We start from the raw sequence: 12,158 nt of genomic DNA, 5'->3' as shown, positions 1-12,158 counted from the left end.
CGTGAAATTTTAAAATTTAACGCCAAATCTATGGCTCGCAGAATTTCATCTTTAAAATTTAGTCGTGCAAATTTTGATCGCTCGCTGCTATGGGCGCGCTGCTTATCTGTGATTGCTTAAACTAGCGGCAGACTAAGCGGTAAATGCAGCGATACAATTCTCTCCTTTGTCTTTTTGCACATAGCGTGGAGATCGTGGCGCGCTATCTGCGGCATTCGGCATAAGTACTGCACAAAAGCCTCTTGCTTGAGATAGGTGAGACAAACAGACGCTGCAGCCGCTGCGGCGTGCGTTCTACCAGCCCATAAACTTCCGTTTAATCTTTGATAATACATGTGTCGGATGAGAGCGACTTTGCGTCTACTTTAAATTTTAGAGCGCGATTTCGCAGCAAATTTTAAACTGAAAATCTATTTTTGTATTTCTAAATTTTAGGTTGAAATTCTACCTTTTGAGTCGCTCCGTCGCGTATCGTGTCGCTATAAAATTCCATGTTTTAAATTTAAAGCAAAATTCTGCGGGGCGGTGAAATTTCAAAATTCTGCAGCGCAAAATTTAAGCAAGGCTTTTGCTCGCACGATGATCACGCGATAAAATTCCTAGGACGAGCAACCCGGGCGAGATTTTAAAATTTAAAAATCCCGCACTCAAGAAAAAAGCGATAAAATTTTATCGCTTTTTAAAATTTTAGGCTCGCTTTTTGGATTTTTTTAACACCAGTGCAACTACGGCGATTGCGACGTTTGCGTCGTGCGTGATGCTAAGGCTTGCGGATTTGATATGAAATTTTTTACGGATTTTTTTACGTATTTTTAGATGCGGCGCACCCAGAGCGTCTTTGTAAATTTTCGCGTCTTTGAAGCCGAACTCTGCGCCGATGCCGGTACCTAACGCCTTGCTAAGCGCCTCTTTAGCGGCATAGACGCCCGCGATACTTTCGTCGCGCAGTGCCGAGGAGCGCTCGGATTTTTTCAAAATACGCTTTAGAAATTTCGCGCCATATTTTGCGCGCAGCACCGCGATCCTGCGCACCGCGGTTATGTCCGTGCCGATCTTTATCACGGTCTGGCGCCCCGCGGCTTAAATTTAATCACGGCTATAAGCTCTCTTTAATCTCGACGTCAATGATCTTATCGCCCTGCCTAATCGCGTCTAAAACCGCCAGGCTAGGCTGATCTACGATACGACCGAACACCGTGTGCACGCCGTCTAGGTGCGGCTGCGCGCTGTGGCAGACGAAAAACTGGCTTCCGCCCGTATCGCGCCCTGCGTGCGCCATCGATAGCGCGCCGCGCACGTGCTTGTGCTTTTGGCGGTCGCATTCGCACTTTATGCGCCAGCCAGGACCTCCCGTGCCGGTGCCGCGCGGGCAGCCGCCTTGGATTACGAAATTTGGGATCACGCGGTGAAAATTTAGCCCCTTGTAAAACCCGCTGCGCGCGAGGCTAGCGAAATTCGTAACCGCCTGCGGAGCTTCGTCGCCGAAAAGCTCCAGCTTCATATCGCCCTTTTCAGTTTTGATAACGGCGTATTTATCGCGCGCCAAAGCCGCTGCGTCGATGTCGTAAATTTTTAAGCTTTCCATTTTTTCTCCTATGCGATATTGGTGTAAACTGCCTGCACGTCGTCATCATCCTCTAGCCGCTCTAGCAGTGCATCGATGTCACCAAGCTGATCCTCGCTAAACTCGTGCTTTTCGTTAGCGACAAATTTTAAGCTTGCGCTGATGATCTCAAGCCCTATCTTTTCGATACCTTCGTTTAGAGTGCCGAAGCTTTCGTATTCGCCGTAGATTAGAAGCGTCTTTTCGAGCTCGCCTTTGTCGTTTTCAAACTCGTTGATCTCAAGCTCGCTAAGACCGAAGTCGATGAGCTCAAGCTCCAGCTCCTCAATGTCGCGGCTCGGTAGCTTGGTCTCAAAAACGGCCTTGTGCGAAAACATAAATTTCAAACTGCCGCTCGGCAAAAACTCGCCCTTAGCTTTATTTAAAATCGACTTTACGTTCGCGACGGTGCGGGTCGGGTTGTCGGTGGCGCATTCGATTATGAGAAGTGCGCCGTGCGGCGCCTTGCCGTCGTAAAAGATCGTTTTGATATCGGCGCTATCCTTGCCGCTTGCGCGCTTGATAGCCGCGTCGATGTTGTCTTTGGGCATATTTTGCGCCTTTGCCGTGGCGATCGCGGCGCGCAGCTTGGAGTTCATCAGCGGATCTTCGCCGCCCTCTTTCGCAGCCATCGTTATGGCCTTGCCCAGTTTTGGGAAAAGTTTGCTCATCTTCCCCCATCTAGCTTCTTTTGAAGCGCGTCTGTATTCAAAAGCTCGTCCCATAAAATTCCTTAAAGCTTAAATTTAAAACGGGTGATTATAACGAAAAACCCTTAAATTTCAGGAGCGGGCGTTGAAATAAAATTTATTAAAAAGTAGTATAAGTTTTGAAATTTTAATCCAAAGGAGAGATCCATGGCTTTGAAACAAAGCGTAAAATTTAAGGCGCAAAATATCCACTGCGAAAACTGCGCGAGGACGATCAAAAACGCGCTCAAGGATGATTTCGGCGAGATTGAGGTAGACGTGGCAAGCGGAGTGGTGAGTTTGAGCTTAGATCCGCGTGACGAGGCTAAATTTAAAGAGGAGATGGACGATTTGGGCTTTAGTGTCGCAGAAAAGCTAGCCTGCGCGAACTAACGTAATGCCAAGCAAAATCACTCTAAATATCGTCGGGATGAGCTGCGTAAACTGCTCCAATGCGATCGAGCGGGTAAGTCGCAAGATCGAGGGGGTGCAGGAAGCTCACGTAAATTTCGCAAACGGCAGCGGCGAGTTCGTACTTGCTGATCCGGCGCTTGAGGAGACGCTAAAAGCCAAGATCAAAAAGCTAGGCTACGACATCGCCGTCGATTACGAGGATTTGGAGCGCAAAAAGCGGCGCAACCTCAAAGCGGCGCTATTTAGGTTAATCCTCGCTCTCATTTTAGCCGCGGCGGTAATGGCTGTGGAGATGAGCGGGTTTTTGAGCTTCGTCCCAAAGGCGCTACTTTGCGCGGCAATGGCGTGCGTGAGCCTATTTTACTGCGGCAAGAACTTCTTTTATCACGCTTACGGCTCGCTAAAAAACAGAAGCTTTGATATGAACGTGCTCGTGGCGATGGGAAGTTTTTTTGCATTTGCCTATTCGCTAACGGCCGCGGCATGGGTCTATACGCACGGCGCGCAGAATGAATTTACCAATCTTTATTTCTCATCCGCATCGATGATAATCGCCTTTATCTCGCTCGGCAAATACCTAGAAGAGCGCAGCAAGATGAAGGCGAACGACTACATCAAGGGGCTAATCGATCTAAGCCCCAAAACCGCGCTTTTGATCAAGGAAGACGGCACGATAGCCGAAGTGCGTGCAGAAGCGCTAAAGCCGGGCGATAAAGTGCTAGTAAAAAACGGCTCGCGCATCCCATGCGACGGGCTTATCGTAGAGGGCGGCGCGCAGATCGACGCCTCTCTCATCAGCGGCGAGAGCTTGGCGGTTTATAAAGGCGTGGGCGATGAGGTAAACGCAGGCTGCGTCAGCACGGACGGCGTCATCTACGTGAAGGTGACGAAATTTTCGCATCAGACGCTGCTTGCCGAGATTAAAAATCTGCTAAACGAGGCGGGCAACAAAAAGATGCCGATCGCGCGCTTTGCCGATAAAATTTCAAATATCTTCGTGCCCGCGGTGATTTTGATCGCGATTGCTAGCTTTATAGCGTGGATGGCGCTTGACGGGCGGCTATCATACGCCGCATCCGCCGCTATCTGCGTACTTATCATCTCCTGCCCGTGCGCGCTAGGTCTTGCAACGCCGATTGCGATCGTTTGCGCGATCTCAAACGCCGCAAAAGCTGGAATTTTAATAAAAAATCCCGAAATTTTAGAAATTTTAAAAGGCGCCGACGTTGCGGTTTTCGATAAAACCGGCACGCTTAGCAAGGGCGAAATTTCGGTAAGCTTCAGCGATCTGAGCGCCCAGGATCTCTACGCTTTAGCAAGCGCGCAAAAGCTTAGCGAACATCCGATCTCAAAGGCGATCGTAAAATTTGCCGAGCTGAAATTCGGCGAAATTTCTAAATTTAACGGCGAGTTTGAAAGTATCGCAGGCAAAGGGATCGTCGCGAAAAATCCCACCGGCGAAATTCTTTGCGGCAGTGCGGGCTTTCTGCGCGAGCGCGGCGTGGATGCGGGCGTCGAAGTAGAAGCGGAGGAGCTTTTAGACAAGGGCTTCGGCGTCGTTTACTGCGCAATAGGCGGCTCGTACGCGGGCTTCATCGCATTTAGCGACGAGATCAGAGCCGAAGCGCGCGGCGTCGTGCAGATGCTGCAAAAAAGCGGCGTAAAAACCGTCATGCTAACGGGCGATAACGCCAAAACGGCAAATTTCGTCGCTCGCAACCTCGGCATCGACGAGGTAAGAAGCGAAGTGCTTCCAAGCGGCAAATACGAGTTCATCAAATCCCTGACGGACGAGGGCAAGCGGGTGCTTTTCGTGGGCGACGGCGTCAATGACGCGCCGAGCTTAAAAGCCGCTAGCATCGGCGTAGCGATGAACGGCGGCAGCGACGTAGCCAAGGGCGCGGGCGACGTGATTTTTATAAAAAACGACCTTGAAAGCGTGCTATATCTATTTCGCCTAAGCGGCGCCGCAATGCGGACGATCAAGCAAAACCTCTTCTGGGCGCTGTTTTACAACGCCGTATGTATCCCGATCGCAGCAGGCGCGCTATATCCAGCGCTTGGCGTGCTTCTAAAGCCGATGTACGGCGCCGCGGCGATGTGCTTTAGCTCCGTAACGGTCGTGTTAAATTCCATAAGATTGAAATTCACTAAATTTTAACGCGACGGAATTTGCGCTAGGCGCGGAATTTTGCGCGGCAAAATTTTAATTTACTCCGCGCAAAACGCGTAAAATTCTTTCATTCTGCAAGGAATTCTACCTCGCAAATTCTATCTCGCTACTAATGCGCGTAGAATTCTGTAGAACGGGTTGCGCTTATAAAATTTTATTTTGCTATTAATCCGGCGCGGAATTCCGCTAGATTTGTATAGCTTGCAAAATTTTATTTTACCGCTAGCTCGCGCGCAAATTTTAAAATTTTAACGTCGCCGCTCGCCGTGCCGTTGTATCACGCCGCCCGTCTCTACGCCGCTAACTAGCCGTCGTTTAACGCCGCTCGCCGTCGCGTCGTAAAATTTTAAAAATTCCGCAAAATTTTATAAGGCTGAAAGGAATTCCATAAAATTCCACCGCCCGCACTAAGTTTTAATAAATAAATTTAAAGGTAAAATAACGCTTCAAATGCAATTCGAGGTGGCGATGCGAAAAATTCTAATGGGTTCGTTTGTTTTTTGCGGCACGCTTTTTGGCGCTTCTTGCGAGCAGATACTAAGCGATCCGCGCGGCTTTTTTAGCAAGGAGCCTGCGGACGAAGAGCTGCTGCAAAGCGATTTTGGCTGTAAAGGCTCGCTAGCTGGCGCAGAATTTTTGCAAAATTTAAAAAGCGCGGCTTCTGAGATCAGGGACGAAAATATCGATTGTGTCGGTAACGAAGCCTTGCTGAACGAAAAAAGGCTTGAGCGAACCTTGGCATTTGCGGGGATGGATGGCGAGGGCTTTTTGAGCTATGCTAAAGAGAAAAACTACGCGCAAATTAGCGAAAAATCGCTTGAAGCCTTAGAATTTTACTCCGAGCGCAAGATTGGAAATTTCATCGCTTATGGCAATTTTATGGGCGAGATCTCAGCAGCCAGGGAGGCACTAAGAGATTATTTCGCCGCTAAATTCAACAAAAACGACGCCGATGAGCTGGCAAGCGCCGTTATAGCGGAATTTATCGCATACGCCGCAAAGGATCGCAAGGCGGGAGATTACGGTGAGCTTGAGCTGGCGCTAAAAGGCGGAGTAGGTGCAGATGAGTTTCGTACGCTACTTTTTAGCAAGGATTTTGCAATTTACGAGCTTGATAATGCCCTGGATCTAGCACTTTTGCTAGGATATGACGAGCGTTTTAGCGGCGCTTTGATCGAGCGAGGCGCGCAGGTGAATGCGGGTGAGGAAAACTCTCTATTTTACGCGATGAATAACGTTCAAAGCGCTAAATTTATGATCTCTAAAGGCGCCTTGGTTGGCTATAAAAACTCGCTTGGGCAAACTCCGATATTTTTCGCCGCTGCGGCAAAAAATTATGAGCTCGTAAAGTTGCTAATTTACTCGCACGCTAGCGTAAATGTCCGCCAGATCGGCAGCGCCGAGGCCCAGGCTCTAGCATCGCTAGGCGAGCGTAGCGATGGCTGTGAGCGTTCGGGCGCGGGTAAGACACTGCTGATGTTTGCGGCGCAAAAAAGTACCAAGCAGATCGTTGAATTGCTCGTAAAATCGGGTGCAAACGAAAAAGCAGTCGATGAGTCGGGACTAAATGCGCTAGACTACGCGCTTGCAGGCGGCGAAGCGGCTACGCAGAGCTATTTGCGCTCGCTTGGACTAAGTCCTACACAAGCAAGCGATGATTTTACGAGCGATCCGCAAGATGCACCTGAGCGTGAAAATTAGTGGGCTTGATTTAAAGGTCGCTCGCCGCTTCGTCGTCGTTTTGGGTTTGCAAAAGCCTTATGAGCTTTAAATTTAATGTTTTGCCGCTTTGTAAATTCTATAAATTTAGCGGATTTTTCGAGTGCGAGTTGGTAGAATTTAACGCTTTAAAATTTTATCGCTTTGCTTGCGCAGGTTGCATGCTCTGAAATTTTATAAACGCGCAGACGAGCTTTAAAAATGGCGATATTTGTGCGTTTATGCGCGATAAAATTTTTGCCGAGGGATTTTGGTTTGCGATCAAGAGCGGGATTTCGTCAAATTTTGCGCACGAAATTTATCGCTCTTGCGGCAAAGCAAGCATCGCAGTATTGCGGAATTTTACCTTGACTTGGGGGCTTTTGCTATGTTAAGTAGAATTTAAATGCACTTATAAAACGCTTTTTGATTACGCCGCGCGCGGTATTTTGCATCGGAGAGATTTTACTGCGCGACAAGTTACTTAAAAATGCGTTCGCAAAATTGCAAACGCAGCAAAATAGCAGAGCTTGCTGTGCGATTAAGGCGCTCAAAAATCGCCGTAAAAGAAAGCGCGTGAATACGAATAATTGCTGCAAGGCGCGCAGAATTTTAAAATTTAACCCCCGATCGGAGGTTAAATTTTAAAATTTTATCAATCATCAAGGATTAAAATGTTAAAAAATTTGCTTATCTTTACGGCGATTTTTTTGCCCGCGCTAGCGCTTGCGGACGTGGAGCCCGCCGTGCGAAACAGCGAGCTTTACGGCGTGCTGACGCTTATCCCGCCGGTTGCGGCAATCGTGCTTGCTTTCATCACCAAAGACGTGATTTTGTCGCTGTTTTTGGGCGTGCTAAGCGGAACCTTTCTCATCAGTATGGTCGATCAAAATATCGCAGCTTCGGCGCTTTTCGCTTTTACCGATCTGTGCTCGCGCATGGTAAAATCGATGGCGGATACGTGGAATGCGGGCATTTTGCTTCAGGTCATGTGTATCGGCGGGCTTATCGCTTTGGTGACCAAAAGCGGCGGTACGAAGGCGCTTGCGCTCTGGCTTAGCAAGCACGCAGACACTCCCGTTTTGGGTCAAATTTACACCTGGCTGATGGGTATCGTGATATTTTTCGACGATTACGCAAACGCGCTGATCGTGGGTCCTATCATGCGGCCTCTGATGGATAAATTTAAAATTTCGCGCGCGAAATTCGCCTTCATAATCGACGCGACCGCCGCGCCGATCACCGGTATTGCGGTGATCTCCACCTGGGTCGGAGTTGAAATTTCGGCGATCAAAGAGGCCTACTCGCAGATCGGCATAGAAAACATAAATGCCTTCACCGTGTTTGTAGAGACGATCCCGTATAGATTTTATAATATTTTTATGATCTTTTTCGTAGTCGCCACGGCAGTGATGAGCAGGGAGTTTGGCTCGATGTATCGCGCAGAGATCGCATCTCGCGGCGGCAAGAGCGGAGCTGCGGATTTTAAAATCAAAAATTTAGAGGATCAAATTTTCGTACCCAAAGAGGGCGTAGCACTTCGCAAGATAAACGCGCTGATCCCGCTAGGAGCGATGATCGTCCTCTCGGTCATCGGATTTTATCTCAACGGCTACAGCTCGCTGGAGGGCGAGACTTTGGAGGCGGTCAAGGCAGCTCCTCTTAGCTTCACTTCGATCCGCACCGCATTTAGCGCGGCAGATGCCTCGGTCGTGCTGTTTCAATCCGCGCTGTTTTCGTCGATCATCGCCGTCGCTTTAGGCATCGCGCAAAAAATTTACGGCGTCAAAGAGGCGATCGAGGTCTGGGTTGGCGGCTGGAAAAGCATGCTAAATACCGTCATAATCCTGCTTTTTGCGTGGTCGCTTAGCTCGGTTATCAAGGAGCTCGGCACTTCGCGCTACTTGGTCGAGCTTCTAAGCGACGCTACGCCGCGCTTTGCTCTTGCGATCGTGATCTTCGTGCTTAGCTCGTTTATCTCATTTTCCACCGGCACGAGCTTCGGCACCATGGGTATCGTCACCCCTCTGGCCGTACCGTTAGCGCACGCCGTGGGGCAAAAATACGGACTTAGCGGCGAGGAATTTCATGTTTTTATGTGCGTAAACATCAGCGCGGTGCTTACGGGAGCGATCTTCGGCGATCACTGCTCGCCGATTTCGGATACGACGATCCTCTCCTCGATGGGCGCGGGCTGCGATCACATCGAGCACGTAAGCACGCAGATGACCTATGCGCTGGTCGTTTGCGGCATCAGTATCATTTGCGGCTACCTGCCTGCGGGCTTTGGACTTAGCGTGTGGGGATGTCTGATCCTGGGTATCGCGGCTATCATTCTTTTACTGCGCGTGGTGGGTAAAAGAGTGGATGTATGAATTGCGAAAGCTTCGGTAGTTGCGGCAGCTGCACGCTCGGTGAGCCCTATGAGGATCAAATTTCATACAAAAAGCGTCTGATCGGCGATAAATTTAGAGAATTTTTTGACGGCGAGTTTGAATTTTTTGCCTCGCAACCGCAAAATTATCGTATCAGGGCGGAATTTGGCATCTGGCACGATATTTGGCATAGCGCATTTGATCTTGCCTACACGATGGGCGGCGCACGTAGCAAGAAAATTTTAATTAACGAATGCCCAAAAGTAGCGCTTCCTATCGCAAATTTAATGCCGCGGCTGCTGGAAGCGCTTAGGCAGAACGAAGCTTTAAAAGAAAGGCTCTTTGGCGTCGAGTTCATCTCGTGTGCCAGCGGGATTTTAGCGACGCTACTTTATCACAAGCGCCTGGGCGAGCGCGAGCAGGAGGCGATTTGTGAGCTGGCGGACAAGCTTGGCATCAGGGTTATGGCTCGCGCGCGCGGACAGAAGCTGCTAAGCGGCGAGCTAAGCCTCACAGACGAGCTTTGCGTGGACGGACGAGTTTATAAATTTCGTTTCGGCGAAAACGCCTTCATCCAGCCCAACCGCGGCGTGAACGAAAAGATGATCGCCTGGGCGAGAAGCTGCGTGGACTTCGGCAAAGACGGCGTGGGCGAGCTATGTGCCGCGCAGAATTTCGTTGCAAAGAATTCCATAGCGGAGAATTCCGCTGCGCAAAATTACAGTTGCGAGCAGTCCGCCCCGCAAAATTCTACTGATAGAAATTCTGCTTCTGTAAATTCCGCCGAATTTGACGCCGCCTACCGAAATTCCGTTAAAGCAAATTCCGCTTCTGCAAAATTTAACGGCGAAAATTCCGTGAAATTTAACTATACGTCCAAAGACGAGAGCTCTGCGGATGATAATTTCGCTCGCAAGGATTTGGAAGTGCAAAATTCCGCTGCGCAAAATTTGGATTGTGAAAAGAAAAGCGCGCAAAATTCAGCCTGCGAAAATTCCGTCGCGCAAAATTCGAGCTGCGAAAAACATGCCGTGCGCCCAGAAAGCTCAGCCGCGCGCGATCTGCTGGAGCTTTACTGCGGGCACGGCAACTTCACCATCCCGCTTGCGGATAAATTTAACCGCGTGTTGGCGAGCGAAATTTCAAAAAGCTCGATTGCGAATGCCCGCATAAACTGCGAGCTCAACGGCGTTTGCAACGCGCAATTCGTCCGCCTTAGCGCGGATGAGTTGATGAGCGCGTTTGCGCGCAGGCGCGAGTTTGAGCGGCTAAAGGGGATCGATATTTTAGGCTACGATTTTTCACACGTCTTGATCGATCCGCCGCGTGCGGGGCTGGAGCCTAGCGTGATTGATTTCATAAAAAATTTTCAAAATTTGATCTACATCTCCTGTAATCCGCAGACGCTTTTTGAAAATTTACGCTCGCTTTGCGCAACGCACGAGGTGCGGAGGTTTGCGATCTTCGATCAGTTCGCGCATACGAGCCATATCGAATGCGGCGTGCTGCTGCGGCGCAGGAGTTAAGCGGAGCTAAAACCGAAGCTGCGGATTTAGGCTGCGCGCGGGATAAAATTCCGCCTAAAATATGTATAATAACAAAATTTAAAATTATGAAAGGAAGTAGATGGTTGATCTAAACAAAATCATCCAAGCAAAGCGCACGATAAACGATTTCGTCTATAAAACGCCCTTTGCTCTGGCGCCGAAGCTCAGCAAGCTTTACGGCGCGGAAGTGTATCTCAAAAGCGAGAATTTGCAGCGCACCGGCGCGTATAAGATTCGCGGCGCTTACAATAAAATCGCGCACCTAACGGACGAGGAGCGGGCGCATGGAGTAATAGCCGCAAGTGCGGGCAACCACGCCCAGGGCGTAGCGATGAGCGCGCAAAAATTCGGCGTGCATGCTGTGATCGTAATGCCTGAAGCCACGCCGCTACTTAAGGTAAGCGGCACGAAGGCTCTGGGCGCGGAGATCATCCTGAAGGGTGATAATTTCGACGAGGCGTATGCGTTTGCGCTGGAATATGCCAAAGAGCATAATTTGACGTTCGTGCATCCCTTCAACGACGAGTTCGTCCAAGCGGGTCAAGGCACGATCGCGCTTGAGATGATCGAGGAGGTCGCAGATCTTGAATACATCGTCGTTCCGGTTGGTGGCGGCGGGCTTGCTACGGGGGTTTGCAGCTGCGCCAAGCAGATCAACCCCGACATCAAAATCATCGCCGTAGCCGCCAAGGGCGCGCCCGCGATGCACGATAGCTTCGTCGCAAAAAAGCCGCTAAATTCCAAATCCGTCCGCACCATCGCCGACGGCATCGCCGTGCGAGACACTAGCGAGATCACGCTTAGCACGATCATCGAGTGCGTCGATGAGTTCGTGCAGGTTGATGACGAGGAGATCGCAAGCGCGATACTCTATCTGCTTGAGCAGCAAAAAATCATCGTCGAGGGCGCGGGCGCGGCAGGCGTAGCAGCGCTGATGAACGCGAAATTTGCATTCCCCGCCGGTGCAAAGATCGGCATCATCCTAAGCGGCGGCAACATCGACGTGCAGATGCTAAACATCATCATCGAAAAGGGCCTTATCAAATCGCACCGCAAGATGACGATCAACGTCACGCTCGTCGATAAGCCGGGCGCGCTTACGGGGCTTACCGAAATTTTGCGCCGCGCCAACGCAAACATCGTCAAGATCGACTACGACCGCTTTTCGACCAATATCGAGTACGGCGACGCGCAGATCACGATCACGCTTGAGACCAAAGGCAAGGCTCATCAAGAGGACATTGCCTGGGCGCTCAAAAACGCAGGGTATGATTTCAGGGAGATTTTGTAGAATTTTGCTCGGGCTTGTGAAATTTGCCTGCGCTTGCAAAATTTGCTCTTGAATTTAGCCGAGATTGTAAAATTTACTCCGCGTTTGCACCAATGCTACGACGCGGCTAAATTTACACTCGTTTGCATACAGGTTGCGACTCGCTACGGCTCGTTATAGCTTCGGCTCACCGCGGTTAAATTTTAAATTTACATCCGCCTTATACCCGCTGCGCCGAAACACTTTGCGGCTCGCGGTTTTAAATTTTACGTAGAATTTCGCCTGTCCTCGTGGCAAGAAATTTCAAAAAGAATTTTATCTCCCGCGCGATGCGAAATTTTACTAAATTTTCTACGCGTGATATAAAATCTACGTAAATTTTACTCGCG

8 protein-coding genes and 2 pseudogenes are annotated in these 12,158 nt (G+C 49.8%); 7 read left to right on the top strand and 3 right to left on the bottom strand.

Annotated elements, in window-relative coordinates:
- Positions 1–687: 687 nt before the first annotated feature.
- The 3 genes from acpS to Q0135_RS03730 are packed head-to-tail and all read right to left on the bottom strand — an operon-like array spanning position 688 to position 2,328.
- A complete protein-coding gene (gene acpS, locus Q0135_RS03740) occupies positions 688–1,062 on the bottom strand; it encodes a holo-ACP synthase (RefSeq protein WP_297988362.1) in 375 nt (124 codons plus the stop codon).
- Between the two features lie 34 nt (positions 1,063–1,096).
- A complete protein-coding gene (locus Q0135_RS03735; protein ID WP_297988360.1) occupies positions 1,097–1,585 on the bottom strand; it encodes a peptidylprolyl isomerase in 489 nt (162 codons plus the stop codon).
- 8 nt (positions 1,586–1,593) lie between these two features.
- Complete coding sequence (locus Q0135_RS03730; RefSeq protein ID WP_297988357.1) at positions 1,594–2,328, bottom strand: YebC/PmpR family DNA-binding transcriptional regulator; 735 nt, start codon at positions 2,326–2,328, stop codon at positions 1,594–1,596.
- A 132-nt stretch (positions 2,329–2,460) separates the two neighbouring features.
- Between Q0135_RS03730 and Q0135_RS03725 the strand changes: the two genes are divergently transcribed.
- The 7 genes and pseudogenes from Q0135_RS03725 to ilvA all read left to right on the top strand — a co-directional run bounded on the left by Q0135_RS03725 (position 2,461) and on the right by ilvA (position 11,790).
- Positions 2,461–2,685, top strand: coding sequence for a heavy-metal-associated domain-containing protein (locus tag Q0135_RS03725; RefSeq protein WP_297988354.1), 225 nt, complete (start codon positions 2,461–2,463; stop codon positions 2,683–2,685).
- Between the two features lie 4 nt (positions 2,686–2,689).
- Positions 2,690–4,867, top strand: coding sequence for a cation-translocating P-type ATPase (locus Q0135_RS03720; protein WP_297988351.1), 2,178 nt, complete (start codon positions 2,690–2,692; stop codon positions 4,865–4,867).
- A 462-nt stretch (positions 4,868–5,329) separates the two neighbouring features.
- Positions 5,330–6,580: an ankyrin repeat domain-containing protein gene (locus Q0135_RS03715; RefSeq protein WP_297988349.1), complete on the top strand. Its 1,251-nt coding sequence runs from the start codon at positions 5,330–5,332 to the stop codon at positions 6,578–6,580.
- 671 nt (positions 6,581–7,251) lie between these two features.
- Complete coding sequence (locus Q0135_RS03710) at positions 7,252–8,952, top strand: Na+/H+ antiporter NhaC family protein (protein WP_297988347.1); 1,701 nt, start codon at positions 7,252–7,254, stop codon at positions 8,950–8,952.
- Positions 8,949–9,620 (top strand): annotated as a pseudogene (locus Q0135_RS03705) (tRNA (uridine(54)-C5)-methyltransferase TrmA); the annotation flags it as partial. The gene Q0135_RS03710 and the pseudogene Q0135_RS03705, both read left to right, overlap by 4 nt.
- 375 nt (positions 9,621–9,995) lie before the next feature.
- Positions 9,996–10,478 (top strand): annotated as a pseudogene (locus tag Q0135_RS11400) (methyltransferase domain-containing protein); the annotation flags it as partial.
- Positions 10,479–10,578: 100 nt separating this feature from the next.
- Positions 10,579–11,790, top strand: coding sequence for a threonine ammonia-lyase (ilvA, locus tag Q0135_RS03695; RefSeq protein WP_005872070.1), 1,212 nt, complete (start codon positions 10,579–10,581; stop codon positions 11,788–11,790).
- Positions 11,791–12,158 lie beyond the last annotated feature (368 nt).

The organism is uncultured Campylobacter sp., from assembly GCF_937981295.1.
Classification (GTDB): Bacteria; Campylobacterota; Campylobacteria; order Campylobacterales; family Campylobacteraceae; genus Campylobacter_B.
The sequence above is the reverse complement of the archived record's forward strand: the minus strand, read 5'-3'. Positions and strand labels throughout refer to the sequence as shown.